Below are 25049 nucleotides of genomic sequence, written 5' to 3'. Positions count from 1 at the left end.
GCGCATGTTTATGCAGGTGGGAGCGAGTATGCGCGATGCGGCGCGGGCCCTCCGGAAGCGGAGACGAATCCGGCACACTGGCCGGAACTCGCACTGTTCAGATCTGCCACGGCCGGGAGCGCACGGTGAGCACAACCAATCCAGGCATCGACCCGCTGCTCGGGCTGCGGGCCCCGCAGGACCCGGCCTGCGACGTCTTCCTGACCGGCACGGTCTTCCTGGACATCATCTTCACCGGTCTCGACAGCGCCCCGGTGCGCGGGACGGAGTCCTGGGCCCGGGGGATGGGCTCCAGCCCCGGCGGGGTGGCCAACATGGCCACCGCGCTCGCCCGGCTCGGCCTGCACACCTCGCTGGCCGCCGCGTTCGGCGACGACCACTACGGCGAGTACTGCTGGGACGCGCTCCAGCAGGGCGAGGGCATCGACCTGTCCATGTCGCGCACGGTCCCCGGCTGGCACTCACCCGTCACCGTCTCCATGGCGTACGAGGGCGAGCGCACGATGGTCTCGCACGGGCACGAGGCACCCGCCCCCACCCCCTCCCCGCTGCCCGGCCGCACCCTCCCGCACTGCCCGCCCCGTGCCCGCGCCGCCGTCGCCTCGCTCACCCCCGGCCGCAGCGAGCCCTGGGTGGCCGGGGCCGCCCGGGCCGGCGCGATGGTCTTCGCCGACGTCGGCTGGGACGAGACCGGCCGGTGGGACCTGGACGCCCTGCCCGACCTCGGGCACTGCCTGGCCTTCCTCCCCAACGCCGAGGAGGCCATGCGCTACACCCGCACCGACTGCCCGCGCGCCGCCGCCCACGCCCTGGCCGAACGGGTGCCCCTGGCCGTGGTCACCCTCGGTGCGGAGGGCGCCTACGCGGTCGACGGGGAGACCGGGACGGCCGCCGAGGTGCCCGCCATCGAGGTGGAGGCACTGGACCCCACCGGCGCGGGCGACGTCTTCGTCGCGGGCTTCGTCACCGGGACGCTGGCCGGCTGGCCGCTCGCCGACCGCCTCGCCTTCGCCGGCCTCACCGCCGCCCTGTCGGTACAGGAGTTCGGCGGATCACTGTCCGCGCCCGGATGGGCGGAGATCGCCGGCTGGTGGCAGCAGGTGCGCACCTGCGCCGGCCAGGACCCGGCCGCACTGGAGCGCTACGCCTTCCTGGACGAACTGCTGCCCGCCTCCGGCCGGGCCTGGCCGCTGCGCCGCGCCGTCCCGACCATCGGCTTCCGGCAGTGAAGCCCGGATGATCACCGGGTAAAACCTCTCGGCGTCCAGGGTGGGGAGTCGTACGCTGGTACTCCAGAGGCGGTCGAGCAGCGACGGCCCTGCAACGGGAGGTATGCGCAGGCCCGAGGGCCGGCCCATGACTCAGTCATCCACACAGCCGCAGGCGCGGGCGCAGATCAGTATTCCGGCCGCACACCCCATGGTGATGCTCCTGGGGTCGGGCGACTCGCTGCTGCGCGTGATCGAAACGGCGTTCCCGGCCGTCGACATCCATGTCCGGGGCAACGAGATAAGCGCGACTGGAAGCGCGGCGGACGTCGCCCTCATCCAGCGCCTGTTCGACGAGATGGTTCTGGTGCTGCGCACCGGGCTGCCGATGACGGAGGACGCTGTGGAACGCTCGATCGCCATGCTCAGGGCGAGCGGGAACGGCAACGGGGAGGGCGCGGAGACCCCCGCGGAGGTGCTCACCCAGAACATCCTCTCCAGCCGTGGCCGCACGATCCGCCCCAAGACGCTCAACCAGAAGCGGTACGTCGACGCGATCGACCGGCACACGATCGTCTTCGGCATCGGCCCCGCGGGCACCGGCAAGACCTATCTCGCCATGGCCAAGGCGGTCCAGGCCCTTCAGTCCAAGCAGGTCAGCCGGATCATCCTGACCAGGCCCGCCGTCGAGGCGGGGGAGCGGCTCGGCTTCCTGCCCGGCACGCTCTTCGACAAGATCGACCCGTACCTGCGCCCGCTCTACGACGCCCTGCACGACATGCTCGACCCCGACTCGATCCCCCGGCTCATGGCCGCGGGCACGATCGAGGTCGCGCCGCTGGCGTACATGCGCGGCCGCACGCTCAACGACGCGTTCATCATCCTCGACGAGGCGCAGAACACCAGCGCCGAGCAGATGAAGATGTTCCTCACCCGGCTCGGCTTCGACTCGAAGATCGTCATCACCGGTGACGTCACCCAGGTGGACCTCCCGACCGGCACCAGGAGCGGTCTGCGCCAGGTCCAGGAGATCCTGGACGGCGTCGAGGACGTGCACTTCTCCAGGCTCACCTCCCAGGATGTCGTCCGGCACAAGCTCGTCGGCCGTATCGTCGACGCGTACGAGAAGTACGACAACGCAGAGGGCCGCAACGGCCGCAACGGGAAGTAGTCGCAGCGCACCATGTCGATCGACGTCAACAACGAGTCCGGAACCGAGGTCGACGAGCAGGCGATCCTCGACATCGCCCGCTACGCGCTCGCCCGGATGCGGATCCATCCGCTGTCCGAACTCTCGGTGATCGTGGTGGACACCGCCGCCATGGAGCAGCTCCACATCCAGTGGATGGACCTCCCGGGCCCCACGGATGTCATGTCCTTCCCGATGGACGAGCTGCGTCCCCCGGCCAAGGACGACGAGGAGCCCCCGCAGGGTCTCCTCGGCGACATCGTGCTCTGCCCGGAGGTCGCGAAGAAGCAGGGCGAGGACGCCGAGACGCAGCACTCCATGGACGAGGAGCTCCAGCTCCTCACCGTCCACGGGGTGCTGCACCTCCTCGGCTACGACCACGAGGAGCCGGACGAGAAGGCCGAGATGTTCGGTCTCCAGGCGGCCATCGTCGACGGCTGGCGCGGTGAGCGCGGGCTGACCGGTCCGTCCCCCGCCCCCACCGTCTCGTGAGCCTCCCCCTCGTCTTCGGCGCCGTCCTGCTGGTCGTCGTCGGATGGCTCGCGGCCTGCGCCGAGGCCGGCATCGCGCGTACGTCCAGCTTCCGCGCGGCCGAGGCCGTGCGGGCCGGGCGCCGCGGCAGCGCCAAGCTGGAACAGGTCGCCGCGGACCCCACCCGCTACCTCAACGTCGCCCTGCTCGTCCGGGTCGCCTGCGAGATGTCGGCCGGCGTCCTCGTCACCTACGCCTGCCTCCAGGAGTTCACCGAGACCTGGCAGGCGCTGGCCCTCGCCATGGGGGTCATGGTCCTCGTCAGCTACGTCGCCATCGGGGTCTCGCCGCGCACCATCGGCCGCCAGCACCCGCTGAACACCGCGACGGCGGCGGCGTACGTCCTGCTGCCGCTGGCCAGGGTCATGGGACCCGTCCCGCAGCTGCTGATCCTCCTCGGCAACGCGCTGACCCCGGGCAAGGGCTTCCGCAAGGGGCCCTTCGCGAGCGAGGCCGAACTGCGCGCGATGGTCGACCTCGCCGAGCAGGAGTCGCTCATCGAGGACGAGGAACGCCGCATGGTGCACTCCGTCTTCGAGCTCGGGGACACCCTCGTCCGCGAGGTCATGGTGCCCCGCACCGACCTGGTCTGCATCGAGCGCTACAAGACGGTCCGGCAGGCGCTCACCCTGGCCCTGCGCTCCGGCTTCTCCCGGATCCCGGTCACCGGCGAGAACGAGGACGACATCGTCGGGATCGTCTACCTCAAGGACCTGGTCCGCAAGACCCACATCAACCGCGACGCGGAGTCGGACCTGGTCTCCACCGCGATGCGCCCCGCCGCGTTCGTCCCCGACACCAAGAACGCCGGTGACCTGCTGCGGGAGATGCAGCAGGACCGCAGCCACGTCGCCGTCGTCATCGACGAGTACGGCGGCACGGCCGGCATCGTCACCATCGAGGACATCCTCGAGGAGATCGTCGGCGAGATCACCGACGAGTACGACCGTGAACTCCCGCCCGTCCAGGAGCTGGAGAACGGCTGCTTCCGGGTGACCGCCCGGCTCGACATCGGCGACCTCGGGGAGCTCTTCGGCCTCGACGCGTACGACGACGAGGACGTGGAGACGGTCGGGGGCCTGCTGGCGAAGGCGCTCGGCCGTGTCCCGATCTCCGGGGCCTCCTCGATCGTGGACCTCCCCGACGGGCGCAAGCTCCGCCTGACCGCGGAGTCCCCCGCCGGCCGCAGGAACAAGATCGTCACGGTTCTGGTGGAACCCGAGGGAGGGGACACGGCGTGACCCCCCAGCAACTGCGCGCGTTCTGCCTGGAGTTCAACGCGAGCGCGGAGGAGTTCCCCTTCGGACCCGAGGTGTCGGTCTTCAAGGTCCTGGGGAAGATGTTCGCCCTCGGCGCGCTCGACGGACAGCCCCTCCAGATCAGCCTCAAGTGCGATCCGGACGACGCGCTGCGGCTCCGCAAGGAGCACCCCGCGATCGTCCCCGGCTGGCACCTGAACAAGCGGCACTGGAACACCGTCACGGTCTCCGGGCTCCCGGACCGGATGGTGCGGGAGCTCGTGGAGGACAGCTACGACCTGGTCGTGGCCGGGCTCCCCAAGGCGGAACGGCTGCGGCTGGACCGGTCCTAGGGCGCTCCGCGGGTCCCGCCCCTCCCCGGGTGCGGGGCCCGCGGCCACCCCGTCGTCCGGCGCACACGCACCGCCTTCGTATGCTCGGCCCATGACCGACAGCACTGACCTCGGCGCCGAGGACCGCAAGATCGTCACGCTGGCACGCAGCGTCCGCGCACGCAACGGGGTGCCGGAGGGCGCGGCCGTACGGGACGAGACCGGACGCACCTACGCCGCCGGCACCGTCGCCCTGGAGTCACTGAAGCTCAGCGCGTTGCAGACCGCCGTCGCGATGGCGGTGGCCAGCGGCGCCACGTCCCTGGAGGCGGCCGCCCTCGTCTCCGAGGCCGGAACCGCGTCGGACGCCGACCGGGCCGCCGTCCGCGACCTGGGCGGACCGGACACTCCCGTGCTGCTCGCGGGGCCCGACGGCACGCTCCGCACCACCGTCGCCGCGGGCTGATCCGGACCGGCGGCGCCCTGCTGTGCATCGCCGCCGCCCGGATCGGGGAGAATGGGCGCCATGAGCGCTCGACCGAACACAGAAGCCGCTGCGCGGCAGGCGGAGAACGCCGCCCCCCACCGGGCCGGCTTCGCCTGCTTCGTGGGCCGCCCCAACGCGGGCAAGTCCACCCTCACGAACGCTCTGGTCGGTCAGAAGGTGGCGATCACCTCCAACCGCCCCCAGACCACCCGGCACACGGTCCGGGGCATCGTGCACCGCGACGACGCCCAGCTGATCCTGGTCGACACGCCCGGCCTCCACAAGCCGCGCACGCTGCTGGGGGAGCGGCTGAACGACGTCGTGCGGACCACCTGGGCCGAGGTCGACGTCATCGGTTTCTGCCTGCCCGCCGACCAGAAGCTCGGCCCCGGCGACAAGTTCATCGTCAAGGAACTCGCCGGGATCAAGAAGACCCCGAAGATCGCGATCATCACCAAGACCGACCTGGTCGAGTCCAAGGCGCTCGCCGAGCAGCTGCTCGCCGTCTCCGCCCTGGCGGACGAGCTGGGCTTCGAGTGGGCCGAGATCGTGCCGGTCTCGGCGGTCAAGGACCAGCAGGTGAGCCTGCTCGCCGACCTCATCGCACCGCTGCTGCCCGAGAGCCCGCCGCTCTACCCGGAGGGCGACCTCACCGACGAGCCCGAGATGGTCATGGTCGCGGAACTGATCCGCGAGGCCGCGCTGGAGGGCGTACGGGACGAGCTTCCGCACTCCATCGCGGTCGTCGTCGAGGAGATGCTGCCGCGCGAGGACCGTCCGGCGGACAAGCCGCTGCTGGACATCCACGCGAACGTCTACATCGAGCGGCCCAGCCAGAAGGGCATCATCATCGGCCCGAAGGGCAAGCGGCTGAAGGACGTCGGCACGAAGTCACGCAAGCACATCGAGGCACTGCTCGGCACCCCGGTCTTCCTGGACCTGCACGTGAAGGTCGCCAAGGACTGGCAGCGCGACCCGAAGCAGCTGCGCAAGCTCGGGTTCTGAGGCCGGTCTCCCGGGCCCGGCCGCGCGGAGACGGGCCCGGGGGCTACGCGCCCTCCTTCAGGACCCGGGAGATCAGCGCCCGCTGCTCCTGGGTCAGCCGGGGGTCCGCACAGTCGACCGTCCGGTCGCCGACCGTGATCCGGTAGCGGAAGCCGTCCGGCACTCCGGCGGGCGGGCCGCCCCGGCCCACGGCGAGTGCCGCTTCGGCCAGGGCCTCCCACTCCGAGGCGTCGGGCCGTCCCGAGGTGTCCACCTCGCCATGGCGTGCGATGCCGGCGAACCCGCCGGTCCGGCTCACCTGAATGCGCATGCGTACTGGCTCCTGCCTGGCCCGGTGCGGACGGCCCCCGTTGCTCCCTACCCGGTCAGCGGGTCGGCACGCCCACCTCCGACCAGGCCTTCAGCACGGCCTCCGCCTCGTCGCCCTCGCCGAACCTCTGCTGCGCGGCGGAGACGGTGAGCTTGGCGAAGTCCGTGAAGGACGCGTCCTGGGCCAGCTCGCCGCCGGTCAGGACGTCGAACCAGATCCGTCCGGCCCGCTCCCACGCGTTGCCGCCGAGCGCGGTGGCCAGCAGGTAGAAGGCGCGGTTGGGGATGCCGGAGTTGAGGTGGACCCCGCCGTTGTCCTGGTCCGTCTCGACGTAGTCGTCCATCGAGCCGGGCTGCGGGTCCTTGCCGAGCACGTCGTCGTCGTACGCCGTGCCCGGGGCCTTCATCGAGCGCAGTGCGACACCGCTGACCCGGGGGGCGAGCAGCCCCGCGCCGATCAGCCAGTCGGCCTGGTCCGCGCTCTGGCCCAGGGAGTACTGCTTGACCAGGGAGCCGAAGACGTCCGAGACGGACTCGTTCAGGGCGCCCGACTGGCCCTCGTACGCCAGGTTGGCCGTGTACTGGGTGAGACCGTGCGCCAGCTCGTGGGCGATCACGTCGATGGCGACGGTGAAGTCGAGGAAGATCTCCCCGTCGCCGTCCCCGAAGACCATCTGCTCGCCGTCGAAGAAGGCGTTGTTGTACTTCTCGTCGTAGTGGACGGAGCCGATGAGCGGGAGCCCCTTGCCGTCGATCGAGCTGCGGCCGTACTCCGTGAGCAGCAGGTCGAAGGTGGCGCCGAGCCCGGCGTAGGCGCGGTTGACGCTGGCGTCCTGGGTGGGCTCGTCGCCCTCGTCGCGGACCTTGACGCCCGGCAGGTCCGTGCCGTGCCGGCAGTCGTGCAGGGTGCGGTGGGGTTTGGTGGGTACGGCGGCGGAGGTGCGGGCGGCCTGGGGGGTCCAGGCGAGCGCGGTCACCCGCCGGTGATGGCGCCTGGCGCCGTCGGCCTCCAGGGTGCGGCGGGCGGGGTCGGCCAGGAGCGGGTCTTCGGCCTGGGACAGCTTGTCGAGGACGTGGGGCGGCACGATCGTGCAGAAGACGGGCTGGAACCCGTTGTTCGGTCGAGGCTGCATGCAATCGACTGTGGCACTCCGTCATCACTCTGTCACTGGTTGCGATCACTATTGATGAAATGGAGTGATGTATCACCGTTCTGCCTTCATGGGCACGCGATCCCGCATACTGATACGGACCGACGCACCAGGCGCCCCTCGGTTAGTGTGGCCGCATCATGCGTTTCGGGCTGCTCCTTCTTAGCTGCCGCGGCGAGGGCCTGTAGTCGTAGGCCGGCTCCCTCCCCGCGGAGTTCGCTGTTGCAGCGACACAGTCGGCCGCCCCTGCTGGACCTCAGAGGAGCCGTACGCCATGAACGCAGTGAATCCCTCCGCGCACACCGACGCCGTCGCCACCCCCGTCGGCGGTCCGACACCGGTGACCAACGCGGAGCGGCTGCAGAAGCCCTCCGGGATGCCGGTCCACAAGTACCGCGGCTACGAGGCCGTGGACATCTCCGACCGGACCTGGCCCGACAACCGCATCACGCGGGCGCCCCGCTGGCTGTCCACCGACCTGCGCGACGGCAACCAGGCCCTGATCGACCCCATGTCGCCGGCCCGCAAGCGCGAGATGTTCGACCTGCTGGTACGCATGGGCTACAAGGAGATCGAGGTCGGTTTCCCGTCCTCGGGCGAGACCGACTTCGCGTTCGTCCGCTCGATCATCGAGGAGGGCGCGATCCCCGAGGACGTGACGATCTCCGTCCTGACGCAGGCCCGTGAGGAACTGATCGAGCGGACCGTCGAGTCGCTGGTGGGCGCCCGGCGCGCCACCGTCCACCTGTACAACGCCACCGCCCCCACCTTCCGCCGCGTGGTCTTCCGCGGCTCGAAGGAGGAGGTCAAGCAGATCGCCGTGGACGGCACCCGCCTGGTCATGGAGTACGCCGACAAGATCCTGGGCGACGAGACGGTCTTCGGCTACCAGTACAGCCCGGAGATCTTCACGGACACCGAGCTGGACTTCGCCCTGGAGGTCTGCGAGGCGGTCTGTGACGTGTGGCAGCCGGAGGAGGGCCGCGAGATCATCCTCAACCTGCCCGCCACGGTGGAGCGTTCGACGCCCTCCACGCACGCGGACCGCTTCGAGTGGATGTCCCGCAACCTGTCCCGCCGCGAGTACGTCTGCCTGTCGGTCCACCCGCACAACGACCGCGGCACCGCCGTCGCCGCCGCCGAGCTGGCGGTCATGGCGGGCGCCGACCGCGTCGAGGGCTGCCTGTTCGGCCAGGGCGAGCGCACCGGCAACGTCGACCTGGTCACCCTGGGGATGAACCTGTTCTCGCAGGGCGTCGACCCGGAGATCGACTTCTCGCAGATCGACGAGATCCGCCGCACCAGCGAGTACTGCAACCAGATGGAGATCCACCCCCGCCACCCCTACGCGGGCGACCTGGTCTACACGGCCTTCTCCGGCTCCCACCAGGACGCCATCAAGAAGGGCTTCGACGCCATGGAGGCCGACGCGGCCGCCCGGGGCGAGGGCGTCACCGTGGACGACCTGGAATGGGCCGTGCCGTACCTGCCGATCGACCCGAAGGACGTCGGCCGCTCCTACGAGGCGGTCATCCGGGTCAACTCGCAGTCCGGCAAGGGCGGAATCGCGTACGTCCTGAAGAACGACCACAAGCTGGACCTGCCGCGCCGGATGCAGATCGAGTACTCCCGGATCATTCAGGCCAAGACGGACGCCGAGGGCGGCGAGGTCACGCCGGGCCAGATCTGGTCGACGTTCCGGGACGAATACCTGCCGAACCCGGACAACGCCTGGGGCCGCGTGCAGATCCGTTCCGGCCAGACGACCACCGGTACCGACGGCCAGGACACCATCACCGTCGAGGCCACCGTCGACGGCACGGACACGGTGCTGACCGGCACGGGCAACGGCCCGATCTCCGCGTTCTTCGAGGCGCTGCAGGCCATCGGCATCGACGCCCGCCTGCTGGACTACAGCGAGCACACGATGAGCGAGGGCGCGAGCGCGCAGGCCGCCTCCTACATCGAGTGCGCGATCGACGGCAAGGTGCTGTGGGGCATCGGCATCGACGCCAACACCACGCGTGCCTCGCTGAAGGCGGTCGTCTCCGCGGTCAACCGCGCGACCCGCTGACGCCGTCGGGCGGCATCACGGACAAACATCCGATACGCCGCTGAACCACCCCGGCCCGGGAACCCCGTCCGCCCGTCGAGGGCGGGCGGGGTTCGGCCATATCCGGCTGTTGTGACGTCCGGGATACTGACGCGGGATCACGCATGTGGCTAACATCACGTCCAACGCGGCAATGTTGCCGTGGCGTTACGGAGGTGTGCGACGTGCGGACAGCCAAAGGACAACGCGCCGTGAGACTGCGCATCTACGGCATCCGTACCGTCTGGGACACCGTCGGCGACGGAGAGTTCTTCTGCCCGTGCTGCGGGGGCGACCGCAACTACCGGCGCCTCACGGGCCGCCACCGCCTCACCGTCCTCGGGGTGCCCCTGCTGGCCCGGGGCAGCGCCGGACCCGTCGTCGAATGCGCGGCCTGCGGGACGCACCTGGAGCCGGACACCCTCGACCGCCCCACCACCACCCGCTTCTCCGCCATGCTGCGGGAGGCCGTGCACACCGTGACGCTCGCCGTGCTCACCGCGGGCGGCGCCACCTCCCGCACGGTCCTGGAGACCGCGGCGGCGACCGTCCGTGACGCGGGGCTCGACGACTGCACCCAGGAGCAGCTCTTCACCATCGTCGAGGTGCTGGCCGCCGACACCGGGCACGGTGACGGGACCGGCCCCGGCGCCGACGCCTGCGGGGCCGCGCTCGCCATCGAGCTCCACGAGGTCCTGAAACCCCTCGCGCCGCACCTCGCCGTGCCCGGCCGCGAGGCGGTCCTGCTGCGGGGCGCGCGCATCGCGCTCGCCGACGGCCCGTACAGCCAGGCGGAGCGTGAGGTGCTGACCACGGTGGGCAGCGCGCTCCAGCTCTGCCCCACCGACACCGCGAAGCTGCTGGAGGCGGCGCGTACGCCTTCCTGAGCCGCCGGCGGGCGCCGGGGCGCCCGTCAGGGCCCCCTCGCGCTCCCGGGCTCCGTACGCCCCGCTGAGGGGCGCCTCAGGGCTCCCGGCCGGACGGGTCCGCCCGCACCTGGGGCGGGGACCCCCGGCGGGCGCCGGTCGAGGTGGGCGACAATGGGCGCATGAGCTTGTTCCGGGACGACGGCGTCGTGCTGCGTACGCAGAAGCTGGGCGAGGCCGACCGGATCATCACGATCCTGACCCGCGGCCACGGGCGGGTGCGTGCCGTGGCCCGCGGGGTGCGGCGCACCAAGTCGAAGTTCGGGGCGCGGCTCGAACCCTTCTCCCACGTGGACGTGCAGTTCTTCGCGCGCGGCAGCGAACTCGTCGGCCGGGGCCTCCCGCTGTGCACCCAGAGCGAGACGATCGCGCCGTACGGCGGCGGCATCGTCTCCGACTACGCCCGCTACACGGCCGGCACCGCGATGCTGGAGACCGCCGAGCGGTTCACCGACCACGAGGGCGAGCCCGCGGTCCAGCAGTACCTGCTGCTCGTCGGCGGGCTGCGCACCCTCGCTCGCGCCGAGCACGCGCCGAATCTCATCCTGGACGCGTTCCTGCTGCGCTCGCTGGCCGTCAACGGCTACGCCCCCAGCTTCGTCGACTGCGCCAAGTGCGGGATGCCCGGACCGAACCGGTTCTTCTCGGTGGCGGCGGGCGGCGTCATATGCGGCGACTGCCGGGTGCCGGGCAGCGTCGTACCCTCGGCGGAGGCCGTCGAACTGCTGAGCGCCTTGCTCACCGGTGACTGGGAGACGGCGGACGCGTCCGAGGCGCGTCATGTCAGGGAGGGCAGCGGGCTCGTGTCCGCCTATCTGCACTGGCATCTGGAGCGCGGCCTGCGCTCGCTGCGGTACGTAGAGAAGTGACACAGGGAGACGAGAGAAACCCATGGCAGTACGCGGGATGCTCGGCGGCCTCAACCGGCGTGAGTACAAGACCCCCGAGCCGCACCCCTCCGGCGCCACCCCGCCGGCGATCCCCGGTGAGCTCGTGCCCAAGCACGTCGCGGTCGTGATGGACGGGAACGGCCGGTGGGCCAAGGAGCGGGGCCTTCCGCGCACCGAGGGCCACAAGGTCGGTGAGAGCGTCGTCCTGGACGTCCTCAAGGGCTGCATCGAGATGGGCGTCAAGAACCTCTCGCTGTACGCGTTCTCCACGGAGAACTGGAAGCGCTCGCCGGACGAGGTGAAGTTCCTCATGAACTTCAACCGGGACGTCATCCGCCGCCGCCGTGACGAGATGGACGAGCTCGGCATCCGCATCCGCTGGGTCGGCCGCATGCCGAAGCTGTGGAAGTCGGTCGTCCAGGAGCTCCAGGTCGCCCAGGAGCAGACCAAGGACAACGACAGGATGACGCTGTACTTCTGCGTCAACTACGGCGGCCGGGCCGAGATCGCCGACGCCGCGCAGCGCGTGGCGCAGGACGTCGCGGCGGGGAGGCTCGACCCGTCGAAGGTCAACGAGAAGACGTTCGCGAAGTACATGTACTACCCGGACATGCCGGACGTGGACCTCTTCGTGCGCCCCAGCGGCGAGCAGCGCACGTCCAACTACCTGATCTGGCAGAGCGCGTACGCCGAGATGGTCTTCCAGGACGTCCTGTGGCCGGACTTCGACCGGCGTGACCTGTGGAACGCCTGTCTGGAGTTCGCCCGGCGCGACCGGCGCTTCGGCGGCGCGGAGGACGTCGTCAAGACCGTGGAGACCCCCGAGGGCTGAGAAACGCGCACGGAGGGGCCCCGGCATCCGGGGCCCCTCCGTGCGCGCGGGTCGCGGGACGGCCGCGTCAGTCCTTGGCGCCCGCGCAGTCCGCGCAGGTCCCGAAGATCTCCACGGTGTGGGCCACGTTCACGTAGCCGTGCTGCGAGGCGATGGTCTCGGCCCACTGCTCCACCGCCGGGCCCTCGACCTCCACGGCCTTGCCGCAGACGCGGCAGACCAGGTGGTGATGGTGGTCACCCGTCGAGCACCGGCGGTAGACGGCCTCGCCGTCCGTGGTGCGCAGGACGTCGACCTCGCCGGCGTCGGCGAGGGACTGGAGCGTGCGGTAGACGGTGGTCAGCCCGACCGAGTCGCCCCGGTGCTTGAGCACGTCGTGCAGGTCCTGGGCACTGCGGAACTCGTCGACCTCGTCGAGCGCAGCCGCGACCGCCGCACGCTGCCGGGTGGACCGGCCGCGTACCGGAGCCGCGTTCGTGCCACTGATCGGCGCCGTCGCCACAGCTGCCTCCTCGTGTCGCCGGTTCGTACGTCGGGCCATTGTGCCAGCCCGCCCCCGCGTCACGGTCACACCCGCACGTCGTCCCCGGCCGTGCGGGCGGCCGGTACCTCAAGGGTGCACCGGTCCGTCCCGCTGTCGCCGGCCCGTGCGCGCCGGCGCGCCAGCGGCGTGGCGAGCGCCGTCAGCAGGACGAACGAGGCGATGGCCAGGAGCACGATCGTCGCGCCGGGCGGTACGTCCTGGTAGTACGAGGTCACGGTGCCGGCCAGGGTGACGGCCGTGCCGATGACGACGGCCAGCACGAACGTCACCTTGAAGGACTTGGCGATCTGCTGCGCGGCGGCGACGGGCACCACCATCAGCGCACTGACCAGCAGCAGGCCGACCACCCGCATCGCCACGGTCACGGTGACCGCCGCCGTCACGGCGACCAGCAGGTTGAGCGCGCGGACCGGCAGTCCGGTGACGCGGGCGAACTCCTCGTCCTGGCTGACGGCGAACAGCTGCCGCCGCAGGCCGACGGTGACCAGCACCACGAAGGCGGCCAGCGCGACGATCGCGGTGACGTCCTCCTCGGAGACGGTGGACAGGGAGCCGAAGAGGAACGAGGTCAGGTTGGCGTTGGAGCCGGTGTCGGAGAGGTTGATCAGCATCACTCCGCCGGCCATACCGCCGTAGAAGAGCATGGCCAGGGCGATGTCGCCCCGGGTGCGTCCGTACCAGCGGATCAGCTCCATGACGACCGAGCCGGCCACCGCGACGAGTGTCGCCATCCAGACCGGGTTCGTGGAGAGCAGGAAGCCGAGGCCGACGCCGGTCATCGCGACGTGCCCGATGCCGTCGCCCATCAGGGCCTGGCGGCGCTGGACCAGGTAGATGCCGATCGCCGGGGCGGTGATGCCGACCAGGACGGCCGCTATCAGGGCCCGCTGCATGAAGGGGGGGTTCAGGAATTCCAGCATGATCAGCTCAGCAGTCCCGTCCGGACGGGCTCGGAGGCCGCGTGGGGGTGTACGTGGTCGTGGCCGGGCAGCGCGTGCTGGCCCACCGCCTCGGGGGGCGGCCCGTCGTGCATGACGCAGCCGTCGCGCAGGACGACGGCCCGGTCGATCAGCGGCTCCAGGGCGCCGAGCTCGTGCAGCACCAGCAGCACCGTCGCCCCGCCGGCGACCTGCTCGCGCAGGGTCGTGGCGAGGATCTCCTGGCTGGCCAGGTCCACGCCGGCCATCGGCTCGTCCATGATCAGCACCTCGGGCTCGGCGGCGAGCGCGCGGGCTATCAGGACCCGCTGGTGCTGGCCGCCGGAGAGGGCGTTCACCGAGTCCTTGGCACGGTCGGTGAGGCCGACGAGCTCGATGGCCCGGTCCACGGCCGCCCGGTCGGCCCGGCCCGGCAGCCTGAGCTTCGTACGGGAGAGGCGCCCGGAGGAGACGACCTCGCGGATCGTGGCGGGGACGCCCCCGGAGGCCGTGGTGCGCTGCGGTACGTATCCGACGCGGGCCCACTGGCGGAAGCGGCGCAGCGGAGTGCCGAACAGCTCGACGCCGCCGCCGGTGAGCGGCACCTGGCCGATGACGGAACGCACGGCGGTGGACTTGCCGGATCCGTTGGCGCCGAGCAGCGCCACGACCTCACCGCGGTGGACGGTGAGGTCGACGCCGCGCAGCACGGGGCGCGCGCCGAGCGTCGCCGTGGCTCCGCGCAGGCTGATCACGGGTTCTGGCTGGCTGGGCTCGGGCACGATCGCCTCCGGTGCTGCTGCGGGTGGTTCGGGTGCTGCCTGGGTCACTTCGCGCCGAGGGCCTTCTCCAGCGCGGCGAGGTTGGACTTCATGACCTCGATGTAGTCAGCACCCGCGGACTTGTCGGTGATTCCCTCCAGCGGGTCCAGGACACCGGTCTCCAGCCCGAGGTCCTTGGCCAGGGTCTTGGCGGTCTTGTCGCTGGCGAGTGTCTCGAAGAACACGGTGGTCGCCTTGTTCTTCGCGGCGACGGAGTGGATCTCGTCGATCCGGGCCGGGCTGGGCTCGGCCTCGGGGTCGAGGCCGGCGATGCCCTCCTGGGTGAGGCCGTAGCGCTCGGCGAGGTAGCCGAAGGCGGAGTGCGTGGTGATGAACGTCCGGGTCGCGGTGTCCTTCAGCCCCGTCCGGTACGCCGTGTCCAGCGCGTTCAGCTCGGAGACGAGGGTGTCGGTGTTCTCGCGGTAGTCCGCCGCGTGGTCCGGGTCGGCCTTCTCCAGGGACTTGCCGACGCCCTTGGCGACCTCGGCGTACTTCACCGGGTCCAGCCAGATGTGCGGGTCGAGGCCGGCCTCCTCGCCCTCCTCGTGGCCGTGTTCCTCGCCCTCGTGCTCCTCGCCCTCCTCGTGGCCGTGGTCGTGGCCGACCTCGGAGCCGTGGTTCTCGAGCGTGGTGAGCTTCGCGGCGTCCACGGTGTTCTTCACGCCGGCCTGGGCGACGGCGTCGTCGACGGCGGGCTGGACGCCCTTGAGGAACAGGATGTAGTCGGCGTCGCCGAGACCGCCGATCTGCCGGGGGGAGAGCTCCAGGTCGTGCGGCTCCGCGCCCGGCTTCGTCAGCGTGGTGACCGAGACGTGCGATCCGCCTATCTCCTCGGCCAGGAACTGCATCGGGTAGAAGGACGCCACGACGTCCAGCTTGCCGTCGCCCCCGCCCTCGGCCGCGTCGGAGGAGGAACAGGCGGAGAGCGCGGTGAGGCCGAGCGCGACTGCTCCGGCGACGGCGGCTGTGGGTATGAGGCGGCGTACGTTCATGACAGTCATTTTCAACAAAAGTGGAAACGATTGTCAACAAGGCTGATGAGATGCCCGGATCCGAACCCGGTGACCGCGATGCGCCCCACCGATTTGATCCAGGGGGTGCGCCCGCCGGTAATCTGGGGCATTCGCCCGCCCGTCTCGCGCAGATCCCCAGCGAGGCGCTCCGCGCCGCCCCTGTCCAATTTCGCCGTCGTAATGAAGAGAGCACCGTGGCCGCCGACAAGATCGACACCATCGTCAGCCTGAGCAAGCGCCGTGGCTTCGTCTATCCCTGCAGTGAGATCTACGGCGGCCAGAAGGCCGCCTGGGACTACGGGCCCCTGGGTGTCGAGCTGAAGGAGAACCTCAAGCGCCAGTGGTGGCGTTACATGGTCACCTCGCGCGAGGACGTGGTCGGTCTCGACTCGTCGGTCATCCTGGCCCCCGAGGTCTGGGTCGCCTCCGGCCACGTCGCCACCTTCTCCGACCCGCTCACCGAGTGCACCTCCTGTCACAAGCGCTACCGCGCGGACCACCTGGAGGAGGCGTACGAGGAGAAGCACGGCAAGCCGCCCGTCAACGGCCTGGCCGACCTCAACTGCCCCAACTGCGGCAACAAGGGCACCTTCACCGAGCCCAAGCAGTTCTCGGGCCTCCTCTCCACCCACCTCGGCCCGACCCAGGACTCCGGCTCGGTCGCCTACCTGCGTCCCGAGACCGCCCAGGGCATCTTCACCAACTTCGCCCAGGTGCAGCAGACCTCGCGCAAGAAGCCGCCGTTCGGCATCGCGCAGATGGGCAAGTCCTTCCGGAACGAGATCACTCCGGGCAACTTCATCTTCCGCACGCGCGAGTTCGAGCAGATGGAGATGGAGTTCTTCGTCAAGCCGGGCGAGGACGAGGAGTGGCAGGAGTACTGGATGGAGCAGCGCTGGAACTGGTACACCGGCCTGGGCCTGCGCGAGGAGAACATGCGGTGGTTCGAGCACCCGAAGGAGAAGCTCTCCCACTACTCCAAGCGCACCGCTGACATCGAGTATCGCTTCCGCTTCGGCGGCAGCGAGTGGGGCGAGCTCGAGGGCGTCGCCAACCGCACCGACTACGACCTCAACGCGCACTCCAAGGCGTCCGGCACGGACCTCTCCTACTACGACCAGGAGAAGAGCGAGCGCTACACGCCGTACGTCATCGAGCCGGCCGCCGGTGTCGGCCGTTCGCTGCTGGCGTTCCTCCTCGACGCCTACAGCGAGGACGAGGCCCCCAACGCCAAGGGCGTCATGGAGAAGCGCGCCGTGATGCGCCTCGACCCGCGCCTCGCGCCGGTCAAGGTCGCCGTCCTCCCGCTGTCCCGCAACCCGCAGCTGTCGCCGAAGGCCAAGGGCCTCGCCGCCGACCTGCGGCAGAACTGGAACATCGAGTTCGACGACGCGGGCGCCATCGGCCGCCGCTACCGCCGCCAGGACGAGATCGGCACGCCGTTCTGCGTCACCGTCGACTTCGACACCCTCGACGACAACGCGGTGACCGTGCGCGAGCGCGACACGATGAAGCAGGAGCGCGTCTCCCTGGACCAGATCCAGGGCTACCTCGGCTCCCGCCTGCTGGGCTGCTGACGGCACCCGCTCCGGCCCGGGGCCCCCTGTTCCGCCACGCGGGACAGGGGGCCTCGTGCACACTGGGCGCACTCGTCCACAGGGAGGCCAGGATGCCGTCCACGACCACGAGCAAGGTCAGCCGATGGGACCAGCACGGCCGTGAACACGTCGTCCACGTGCGGAAGTCGGGGACGCGGCGGCAGCTGACCTGCGACACCTGCGGCTGGCGCAAGGGGGCGCAGTTCCTGCCCTGGCTGAAGGCCGAGGAGCATCTGACGGAGGCCCACCAGGCCACCGTCGACCCGAGGTCCTGAGCCCGCGCGGGCGGGTGGCCGGTAATAACCGGATGAGGACGTTCTCCGGCCGGGGTACCTTTTCGCCATGTCTTCGTTCTTCCAGATCTACGAGTGAGCGTGCGACGGGCCCGACCGCCCGTCGCCCATCGGATCGATACACGACGCGTCATCCTCACTTCCTCACTACGAACGGGAGAACCCCGTGGCCAAGAGCCGCAACAACCTCCTCGGCGTGGGCGGACAGCGCAAGAAGCTGTCCCGCGCCGAACAGCAGGGCGCGGGCACCGCGCGCAACGACGACCGCAGGGCCGCCGAGGACAAGAAGCAGGAGCTGGTGCGCAAGATGCGTGAGCGCGCCGCCGCGGCGGCCGCACCGGCGCAGGACGCGCCGGCCGGGAGCTGACCTCCCCGCACCACCCGTACGACGCGGGCCCGGATCACCTCGTGATCCGGGCCCGCGTCCGTTTCCCTCATCCCACCGCGCGCGGCAGCCGCAGGCTCAGCAGCACCGTCAGGACGACGGCCGCCAGCTGCACGAGCAGCGTCACGACCAGCGCGTCCCGCATCCCCGCCCCGGGCGCCAGCGCGAGGAACAGCGTCCCGAGGGTGGCGACGCCGAGCGCGAGGGCGGCCTGCTGGGTCGTCGTCATCACGCCGCCGCCGACCCCGGCCCGCTCCGCCGGTACGTCGGAGAGCACGATCCGCATCAGGACGGGCAGTTGCAGCCCCTGCCCCAGCCCCGCGACCGCGACGCCCGGCAGCAGCCCCAGCAGCCCGAGGTCCGGCCAGCCGTGCCACACGGTCAGCGCCAGTACCGTGACGCCGGCGCCCTGGATCACCCCGCCCGCCGTCACGACCCGGCTGCCGAAGCGCCGTACCAGCCGGGGACCGGCCAGCGAGGCGGCGAAGAAGGCGGCGGCCATCGGCGCCAGCGACAGCCCCGCCGCGGCCGGGCCCATCTCCAGACCCTGCTGGAGGGCCACCGCGATCACGAACATGAAGCCGCCGAAGCCGATCGAGAACGGCACCACCAGGGCGAGACCGCGCCGCAGCGATTCCAGCCGCAGCAGGCTCGGCGGCACCAGCGGTGTCCGCCCGAGCGCGTCGGCCCGGCGCTCCACCCGGTAGAAGGCGACCGCGGCGAACGGGAACAGGGCCAGCGACACCCAGGTCCACAGCGGCCAGCCCGCCGCCCGCCCCTCCGTCAGCGGGGCGAGCAGCGTCACCAGCGACAGGGCCAGCAGGAGCGTGCCCGGTACGTCGACGGGGGCGGGCCGGTCCGACCGGCTCTCCGGCACCGAGCGGACGGCCAGGACCAAGCCCACGACCGCCACCGGGACGTTCACCAGGAAGACCGACCGCCAGCCCGCGCTCTCGCCGAGGAGCGAGGAGAGCGGGGCGGCGGAGACCAGGACGCCGCCGAGGATCTGGCCGGCGACCATGGAGAGCCCGGCGGTCGCCCCGTACAGGCTCATGGCCCGTGCCCTGCGGTGCCCGGCCGTCGACGCCTGGATGGTGGCGAGCACCTGCGGCAGCATCAGCGCGGCCGCGGCGCCCTGCGCCACCCGCGCCCCCACGAGCGTCCAGGCGTCCGGGGCCAGCCCGCAGGCGAGGGAGGTGAGGCCGAAGGCCGCCATCCCGGCGAGGAAGAGCCTGCGCCGTCCGGCCATGTCGCCCAGGCGCCCGCCGAGGACGAGCAGGACGGCGTAGGAGAGGCCGTATCCGGCGACGACCAGTTCGAGCAGGGCGGGGCCCGCGGCCAGGTCGTGGTCGATGGTCGGCAGGGCGACGTTCACGATGAAGAAGTCGATGAGCGGCAGGGCCGCGCCGAGCAGCACGGTGAACAGCCCGAGCCCGCCGAGCACCGGCCCGGGGTGGTCGTGGCGCACCACCGGGGCGCCGGGGGCGGACACGTGGTTCAGTACAGAGGATTCACTCACGCCGTCGACGATGGACCGGAACCCAGCCTGGTACCAGAGTCTCCTTATCCTGGTACCGGCAGCACCTGGCAATACGCCCGTACGTTCGGCACCCTGGGAGCATGACGACCGTGACCGAGGCGACCGACACAGACGTCCGGCGGAACGAACTCGCCGGATTCCTCCGCAGCCGCCGCGAGCGGATCACCCCCGAGCAGGTCGGTCTGCCCCGCGGCCGCCGCAGGCGCACCCCCGGCCTGCGGCGTGAGGAGGTCGCGCAGCTCTCGGCCGTCGGCGTCACCTGGTACACGTGGCTGGAACAGGCGCGCGACATCCAGGTCTCGCCCCAGGTCCTCGACTCCCTGGCCCGCGCGCTGCTGCTCGACCGCAGCGAGCGCACCCACCTCTTCGCCCTGGCCGGGGCCGCCGACCCCGCGCCCGGCTCGGACTGCGCGGGCATCACCCCGGCGCTCCAGGAGATGCTCACGCGCCTGGAGCCCTTCCCCGCCTGCATCCAGAACAGCCGGTACGACATCCTCGCCTACAACCGGACCTACGGCCGGCTGCTGTGCGACCTGGACGCCGTCGCCCCCCAGGACCGCAACTGCATGCTGCTCGCCTTCACCGACGAGGACTGGCGCGCCGCCGTCGTCGACCTGCCCGGTACGCGCCGGGTGATGGCCGCCAAGTTCCGCGCCTCGATGGCGGAACATCTGGCCGAGCCGCCCTGGAAGGCGCTGCTGGCCCGGCTGGAGGCGGCCTCACCCGAGTTCGGCGAGATCTGGGCCCGGCACGAGGTCGTCGGTCCCGCCAACCGCACCAAGATCTTCCGCAACGCCCGGGTGGGACTGCTCAGGCTCGACCACACCGACCTGTGGCTGGGGCCCTCGGTCGGCCCGCGCCTGGTGACGTACGTCCCCTCGGACGAGGAGTCGCGGCAGGGCCTGGACCGGCTCATGGAGTCGGCCCTCGCCGACGCCGCGCAGCCCGCCTCGGGCCCGGTCCTCGCCGGGGCCTGAGGGGGCGGTTCCGCACGGGCCCCGGACGGGCGGTCTCCGCGCCGCCGCGCGGGTACGGGACAATGGGGCCATGACCACGCTCGCCCCCGCCCTCCCGCTGCTCCGGATCGGCCCGCACACCGTGCAGCCGCCGGTCGTGCTCGCCCCCATGGCCGGCATCACCAACGCGCCCTTCCGCACCCTGTGCCGTGAGTTCTCGGGCGGCAAGGGGCTGTTCGTCAGCGAGATGATCACCACGCGGGCGCTGGTCGAGCGCAACGAGAAGACCATGCAGCTCATCCACTTCGACGCGAGCGAGACACCGCGCTCCATCCAGCTCTACGGGGTGGACCCGGTCACCGTCGGCAAGGCGGTCCGCATGATCGTGGACGAGGACCTCGCCGACCACATCGACCTGAACTTCGGCTGCCCCGTCCCCAAGGTCACCCGTAAGGGCGGCGGCTCCGCCCTGCCGTACAAGAGGCCGCTCCTGCGCGCGATCCTCCGTGAGGCCGTGACCCGGGCGGGGGACCTCCCGGTCACCATCAAGATGCGCAAGGGCATCGACGACGACCACACCACCTACCTCGACGCGGGCCGCATCGCCGTGGAGGAGGGTGTCACGGCCGTCGCCCTGCACGGCAGGACCACCGCCCAGCACTACGGCGGCACGGCCGACTGGGACGCGATCGCCCGGCTCAAGGAGCACGTCCCGGAGATCCCGGTCCTCGGCAACGGCGACATCTGGAGCGCCGACGACGCCCTGCGGATGATGCGCGAGACGGGCTGCGACGGCGTCGTCGTGGGCCGCGGCTGCCTCGGGCGCCCCTGGCTCTTCGGCGACCTGGTCGCCGCCTTCGAGGGGACGGGGGTGCGGCAGGAGCCCGTCCTGCGCCAGGTCGCGGACGTCATGCTGCGCCACGCGACGCTGCTGGGGGAGTGGATCGGCGACGAGAGCCGGGGCGTGATCGACTTCCGCAAGCACGTGGCCTGGTACCTCAAGGGCTTCGCGGTCGGCTCGGACATGCGCAGGAAGCTCGCGGTCACCTCCTCGCTGGAGGAGCTGGGCGGACAGCTCCAGGAGCTCGACCTGGACCAGCCCTGGCCGGACGGCGCGGACGGGCCCCGGGGGCGTACCTCCGGCAACAACCGGGTGGCGCTGCCGGACGGCTGGCTGAAGGACCCGTACGACTGCTCGGGCGTGAGTGCCGACGCGGAGCTGGACACCTCGGGCGGCTGACCGCCGCTCCGACGCGAGGGGCACCCAGTGCCCTACCAAGAAGCCCGCTCACATGAGCGGGCTTTTTCGCGAGATTCGGCGCTCTCCCGCGCGGCCCGACGGTGATCGCATGCATGCGATCACCACCCGGCGACCCTACGGTCACTTTGTGTGGATGCTGCGTAGCTCTGCGGTGACATCAAGTGGGCCCGCGGGCGTCCGAATGATGACATCTGAGCGCGGACCGGGGCGTGATTCTCGCCACCCTTGAGGCGCCCATGGCTCATATGAGCGGTTAATGTGGTGCTGCACTTCTCAAATAGTGGCACTGGGTGCCAGGCGTCTTATTTTCGACCGGTCAAGCCATCCGCTACTCAGCGTAGTGTTCGGCGGACTTCCATGAACTCATCGTGAGAGTGAATTCAAGAGGTGAAGCGTGCGCCTTCCCGGGGCCGCCCGCCCTTCACTTTCGATCTGCTGGCGGACGGGTGGTTGGGACCTCGCGACGCGCAAGTGGCCGTACCGGGACACCTTCGATCTGGGTATGTTCCTCGCCGTCAGGGCAGCCACCGCGTCCTCGAGGAGTCGAGACCCGTGTCGGAAAACAAAGATCCCCGGAAGTTCGTCTACGACTTCACCGAGGGCAACAAGGATCTGAAGGACCTCCTGGGCGGCAAGGGTGCCAACCTCGCCGAGATGACCAACCTCGGGCTGCCCGTCCCTCCGGGTTTCACGATCACCACCGAGGCGTGCAAGGTCTACCTCGACAGCGGTGACGAGCCGGCCGAACTGCGCGACGAGGTCAGCGCCCACCTGGACGCGCTCGAGAAGCGGATGGGCAAGAACCTCGGCCAGGCCGACGACCCGCTGCTGGTGTCCGTCCGGTCCGGGGCGAAGTTCTCGATGCCCGGCATGATGGACACGGTCCTCAACATCGGCCTCTCCGACGCCTCGGTCGTGGGTCTCGCCGCCCAGGCCGGCGACGAGCGCTTCGCCTGGGACTCCTACCGCCGTCTCATCCAGATGTTCGGCAAGACCGTGCTCGGCGTCGACGGCGACCTCTTCGAGGAGGCGCTGGAGGCCGCGAAGGAGGCCAAGGGCGTCACGGTCGACGTGGACCTGGACGCGGCCGACCTGAAGGGGCTCGTCGAGGAGTTCAAGGCGATCGTCACCCGGGACGCCGGGCGGGACTTCCCGCAGGACCCGCGGGAGCAGATGGACCTGGCCATAAGGGCGGTCTTCCACTCGTGGAACACCGACCGGGCCAAGCTCTACCGCCGTCAGGAGCGGATCCCCGGCGACCTCGGCACGGCCGTCAACATCTGCTCGATGGTCTTCGGCAACCTCGGCCCCGACTCCGGCACGGGCGTGGCCTTCACCCGTGACCCGGCCAGCGGCCACCAGGGCGTCTACGGCGACTACCTCCAGAACGCGCAGGGCGAGGACGTCGTCGCCGGTATCCGCAACACGGTGGCGCTCGCCGACCTGGAGTCGATCGACAAGGCGTCGTACGACCAGCTGATGAAGATCATGGAGACCCTGGAGACCCACTACAGGGATCTCTGCGACATCGAGTTCACCATCGAGCGCGGCCGGCTCTGGATGCTCCAGACCAGGGTCGGCAAGCGCACCGCCGGTGCCGCCTTCCGTATCGCCACCCAGCTCGTCGACCAGGGCCTCATCGACGAGGCGGAGGCGCTCCAGCGCGTCAACGGCGCCCAGCTCGCGCAGCTGATGTTCCCGCGCTTCGACCACGGTGCCGCCAGCGTGCTGCTGGGCCGCGGCATCGCGGCGTCGCCCGGCGCCGCCGTCGGCAAGGCCGTCTTCGACTCGTACACCGCCGTCAAGTGGTCGCGGTCCGGCGAGAAGGTCATCCTCATCCGCCGCGAGACCAACCCCGACGACCTCGACGGCATGATCGCCGCCGAGGGCATCCTGACCTCGCGCGGCGGCAAGACCTCGCACGCCGCCGTCGTCGCCCGCGGCATGGGCAAGACGTGCGTGTGCGGCGCCGAGGAGATCGAGGTCGACACCAAGCGCCGCCGGCTCACCGTCGGGGACACCGTCGTGGAGGAGGGCGACCTCGTCTCCGTCGACGGCTCCACCGGCAAGGTGTACCTCGGCGAGGTGCCCGTCGTGCCGTCCCCGGTCGTGGAGTACTTCGAGGGCCGCATGCACGCCGGCGCCGACGACGCCGACGAACTCGTCGCCGCCGTGCACCGGATCATGGCGTACGCCGACCGGGTGCGCCGCCTGCGGGTACGGGCGAACGCGGACAACGCCGAGGACGCCTCGCGGGCCCGCCGCTTCGGTGCCCAGGGCATCGGCCTGTGCCGCACCGAGCACATGTTCCTCGGCGAGCGCCGCGAGATGGTCGAGAAGCTGATCCTCGCGGACACCGACGACGAGCGCGAGGCCGCGCTGGCAGCGCTCCTGCCGCTCCAGAAGGCCGACTTCATCGAGCTGTTCGAGTCGATGGACGGGCTGCCCGTCACCGTCCGGCTGCTCGACCCGCCGCTGCACGAGTTCCTGCCCGACATCACCGAGCTCTCCGTACGGGTCGCGCTCGCCGAGTCCCGCAAGGACGCCAACGAGAACGACCTGCGCCTGTTGCAGGCCGTCCACAAGCTGCACGAGCAGAACCCGATGCTGGGCCTGCGCGGTGTCCGCCTCGGCCTGGTCATCCCCGGGCTGTTCGCGATGCAGGTCCGGGCCATCGCGGAGGCGGCCGCGCACCGCAGGAACGCCAAGGGCGACCCGCGCGCCGAGATCATGATCCCGCTCGTCGGCACGGTCCAGGAGCTGGAGATCGTCCGCGACGAGGCCGTCCAGGTCATCGCGGAGGTGGAGGCGGCGACCGGCACGGAACTCAGGCTGACCATCGGCACGATGATCGAGCTGCCCCGCGCCGCGCTGACCGCCGGCCAGATCGCCGAGGCCGCGCAGTTCTTCTCCTTCGGCACGAACGACCTCACCCAGACGGTCTGGGGCTTCTCCCGTGACGACGTGGAGGCCTCGTTCTTCACCGCGTACCTGGAGAAGGGCATCTTCGGGGTGTCACCGTTCGAGACGATCGACAGGGACGGCGTCGGCGCCCTCGTGCGCAGCGCCGTGGAGGCCGGCCGGGCCACCCGCCCGGATCTCAAGCTCGGCATCTGCGGTGAGCACGGCGGCGACCCCGAGTCGGTGCACTTCTTCCACGAGGCGGGCCTGGACTACGTCTCCTGCTCGCCGTTCCGCATTCCGGTCGCCCGGCTCGAAGCGGGCCGGGCCGCGGCCGAATCGCGGGGCAGCGACAGCCGCTGAGCCCCGCGGCGAGAGACCGCCACGATTCCGGATACCGTCGGCGGCCCACAGGGACCCTCACCGGGCCCGCCGGCGGAACCGGATTACCCGGAAGCGGCGGCACCCTGTGCGGGGGTGCCGCCGCTTCGTCAATTGAACGGCCAACCATTCGAGTTGTTGGCTTTTCACCGTTCGGTGCGCAAAGAGGGCTCCCACGGTCCAGGTGCGGTCCGGGGATCCCCACCCCCGGACCGCACCCGCTTACCCCTGCCGGGTGCGGAGCCGCAC

Annotated in this window: 24 protein-coding genes; 17 read left to right on the top strand and 7 right to left on the bottom strand. The window is 70.8% G+C overall.

The features are described 5' to 3' along the window. Nucleotides 1-125: 125 nt before the first annotated feature. The 7 genes from ACFVS9_RS09755 (at nucleotide 126) to era (ending at nucleotide 5990) form a co-directional block, all read left to right on the top strand. Nucleotides 126-1229, top strand: coding sequence for a carbohydrate kinase family protein (locus ACFVS9_RS09755; RefSeq protein WP_383117587.1), 1104 nt, complete (start codon nucleotides 126-128; stop codon nucleotides 1227-1229). 127 nt (nucleotides 1230-1356) lie between these two features. Beyond that, the gene (locus tag ACFVS9_RS09750) at nucleotides 1357-2379 is read left to right on the top strand and encodes a PhoH family protein (RefSeq protein ID WP_383117586.1); all 1023 of its coding nucleotides are present in this window, start codon (nucleotides 1357-1359) and stop codon (nucleotides 2377-2379) included. A 12-nt stretch (nucleotides 2380-2391) separates the two neighbouring features. After that, nucleotides 2392-2889: an rRNA maturation RNase YbeY gene (ybeY, locus tag ACFVS9_RS09745; RefSeq protein WP_277334053.1), complete on the top strand. Its 498-nt coding sequence runs from the start codon at nucleotides 2392-2394 to the stop codon at nucleotides 2887-2889. Continuing rightward, complete coding sequence (locus ACFVS9_RS09740) at nucleotides 2886-4169, top strand: hemolysin family protein (RefSeq protein ID WP_389931262.1); 1284 nt, start codon at nucleotides 2886-2888, stop codon at nucleotides 4167-4169. The genes ybeY and ACFVS9_RS09740 overlap by 4 nt, the downstream gene beginning before the upstream one ends. Next, nucleotides 4166-4519, top strand: coding sequence for an MmcQ/YjbR family DNA-binding protein (locus tag ACFVS9_RS09735; protein WP_383117584.1), 354 nt, complete (start codon nucleotides 4166-4168; stop codon nucleotides 4517-4519). The genes ACFVS9_RS09740 and ACFVS9_RS09735 overlap by 4 nt, the downstream gene beginning before the upstream one ends. Before the next feature lie 91 nt (nucleotides 4520-4610). Beyond that, nucleotides 4611-4964 (top strand): cytidine deaminase, encoded by a 354-nt coding sequence (locus ACFVS9_RS09730; RefSeq protein ID WP_389931261.1) that lies wholly within the window; start codon nucleotides 4611-4613, stop codon nucleotides 4962-4964. A gap of 51 nt (nucleotides 4965-5015) precedes the next feature. Continuing rightward, nucleotides 5016-5990 carry a GTPase Era gene (era, locus tag ACFVS9_RS09725; protein ID WP_389931259.1) on the top strand — a complete coding sequence of 325 codons (975 nt, stop codon included), beginning with the start codon at nucleotides 5016-5018 and terminating at the stop codon, nucleotides 5988-5990. Nucleotides 5991-6033: 43 nt separating this feature from the next. Here era and ACFVS9_RS09720 read toward each other — a convergent pair whose 3' ends face one another. Together ACFVS9_RS09720 and ACFVS9_RS09715 are read right to left on the bottom strand one after the other, a co-directional pair. After that, entirely contained in the window at nucleotides 6034-6300 is a 267-nt protein-coding gene (locus ACFVS9_RS09720) for a protealysin inhibitor emfourin (RefSeq protein ID WP_383117581.1), read from the bottom strand. A gap of 55 nt (nucleotides 6301-6355) precedes the next feature. Next, a complete protein-coding gene (locus tag ACFVS9_RS09715) occupies nucleotides 6356-7432 on the bottom strand; it encodes a M4 family metallopeptidase (protein WP_383117580.1) in 1077 nt (358 codons plus the stop codon). Between the two features lie 292 nt (nucleotides 7433-7724). On the opposite strand from ACFVS9_RS09715, the gene leuA reads away from it, so the two are divergent. From leuA to ACFVS9_RS09695, 4 genes are all read left to right on the top strand, one after another. Further along, on the top strand, nucleotides 7725-9524 hold the full coding sequence (gene leuA, locus ACFVS9_RS09710) for a 2-isopropylmalate synthase (protein ID WP_383117579.1): 1800 nt from the start codon (nucleotides 7725-7727) through the stop codon (nucleotides 9522-9524). Between the two features lie 203 nt (nucleotides 9525-9727). Beyond that, nucleotides 9728-10429 carry a TerB family tellurite resistance protein gene (locus tag ACFVS9_RS09705; protein ID WP_383117578.1) on the top strand — a complete coding sequence of 234 codons (702 nt, stop codon included), beginning with the start codon at nucleotides 9728-9730 and terminating at the stop codon, nucleotides 10427-10429. 161 nt (nucleotides 10430-10590) lie between these two features. Beyond that, nucleotides 10591-11337, top strand: a complete 747-nt coding sequence (recO, locus tag ACFVS9_RS09700) for a DNA repair protein RecO (RefSeq protein ID WP_351325214.1) — start codon at nucleotides 10591-10593, stop codon at nucleotides 11335-11337. A 22-nt stretch (nucleotides 11338-11359) separates the two neighbouring features. Next, nucleotides 11360-12190 (top strand): isoprenyl transferase, encoded by an 831-nt coding sequence (locus ACFVS9_RS09695; RefSeq protein ID WP_383117577.1) that lies wholly within the window; start codon nucleotides 11360-11362, stop codon nucleotides 12188-12190. 67 nt (nucleotides 12191-12257) lie between these two features. Here the strand turns inward: ACFVS9_RS09695 and ACFVS9_RS09690 are convergent, their stop codons facing one another. The 4 genes from ACFVS9_RS09690 to ACFVS9_RS09675 all read right to left on the bottom strand — a co-directional run bounded on the left by ACFVS9_RS09690 (nucleotide 12258) and on the right by ACFVS9_RS09675 (nucleotide 15464). Next, nucleotides 12258-12692, bottom strand: coding sequence for a Fur family transcriptional regulator (locus ACFVS9_RS09690; RefSeq protein WP_383118958.1), 435 nt, complete (start codon nucleotides 12690-12692; stop codon nucleotides 12258-12260). Nucleotides 12693-12757: 65 nt separating this feature from the next. Further along, nucleotides 12758-13657 (bottom strand): metal ABC transporter permease, encoded by a 900-nt coding sequence (locus ACFVS9_RS09685; protein ID WP_389931305.1) that lies wholly within the window; start codon nucleotides 13655-13657, stop codon nucleotides 12758-12760. Further along, on the bottom strand, nucleotides 13657-14433 hold the full coding sequence (locus ACFVS9_RS09680; protein WP_383118957.1) for a metal ABC transporter ATP-binding protein: 777 nt from the start codon (nucleotides 14431-14433) through the stop codon (nucleotides 13657-13659). Before ACFVS9_RS09680 ends, ACFVS9_RS09685 begins: the two co-directional genes overlap by 1 nt. 44 nt (nucleotides 14434-14477) lie before the next feature. Then, a complete protein-coding gene (locus ACFVS9_RS09675; protein WP_383118956.1) occupies nucleotides 14478-15464 on the bottom strand; it encodes a metal ABC transporter substrate-binding protein in 987 nt (328 codons plus the stop codon). 215 nt (nucleotides 15465-15679) lie between these two features. On the opposite strand from ACFVS9_RS09675, the gene ACFVS9_RS09670 reads away from it, so the two are divergent. From ACFVS9_RS09670 to ACFVS9_RS09660, 3 genes are all read left to right on the top strand, one after another. Beyond that, nucleotides 15680-17062, top strand: coding sequence for a glycine--tRNA ligase (locus tag ACFVS9_RS09670; protein ID WP_383118955.1), 1383 nt, complete (start codon nucleotides 15680-15682; stop codon nucleotides 17060-17062). 92 nt (nucleotides 17063-17154) lie between these two features. After that, a complete protein-coding gene (locus ACFVS9_RS09665; protein ID WP_383118954.1) occupies nucleotides 17155-17358 on the top strand; it encodes a hypothetical protein in 204 nt (67 codons plus the stop codon). 184 nt (nucleotides 17359-17542) lie between these two features. After that, entirely contained in the window at nucleotides 17543-17743 is a 201-nt protein-coding gene (locus tag ACFVS9_RS09660; protein ID WP_383118953.1) for a DUF6243 family protein, read from the top strand. 67 nt (nucleotides 17744-17810) lie between these two features. Here ACFVS9_RS09660 and ACFVS9_RS09655 read toward each other — a convergent pair whose 3' ends face one another. After that, nucleotides 17811-19280 carry an MFS transporter gene (locus ACFVS9_RS09655; protein WP_389931256.1) on the bottom strand — a complete coding sequence of 490 codons (1470 nt, stop codon included), beginning with the start codon at nucleotides 19278-19280 and terminating at the stop codon, nucleotides 17811-17813. A gap of 101 nt (nucleotides 19281-19381) precedes the next feature. On the opposite strand from ACFVS9_RS09655, the gene ACFVS9_RS09650 reads away from it, so the two are divergent. From ACFVS9_RS09650 to ppdK, 3 genes are all read left to right on the top strand, one after another. Then, nucleotides 19382-20278: a helix-turn-helix transcriptional regulator gene (locus ACFVS9_RS09650; protein WP_389931254.1), complete on the top strand. Its 897-nt coding sequence runs from the start codon at nucleotides 19382-19384 to the stop codon at nucleotides 20276-20278. 70 nt (nucleotides 20279-20348) lie between these two features. Continuing rightward, entirely contained in the window at nucleotides 20349-21497 is a 1149-nt protein-coding gene (gene dusB / locus ACFVS9_RS09645) for a tRNA dihydrouridine synthase DusB (RefSeq protein WP_389931253.1), read from the top strand. A 573-nt stretch (nucleotides 21498-22070) separates the two neighbouring features. Continuing rightward, nucleotides 22071-24782: a pyruvate, phosphate dikinase gene (ppdK, locus tag ACFVS9_RS09640; protein WP_383118906.1), complete on the top strand. Its 2712-nt coding sequence runs from the start codon at nucleotides 22071-22073 to the stop codon at nucleotides 24780-24782. The last annotated feature ends 267 nt before the right edge of the window (nucleotides 24783-25049 follow it).

It is taken from the genome of Streptomyces sp. NPDC058008, assembly GCF_042886395.1.
In the GTDB taxonomy this organism is placed as follows: Bacteria; Actinomycetota; Actinomycetes; order Streptomycetales; family Streptomycetaceae; genus Streptomyces.
Note: the sequence above shows the minus strand (reverse complement) of the source record. Positions and strands in the feature narration are given on the sequence as shown.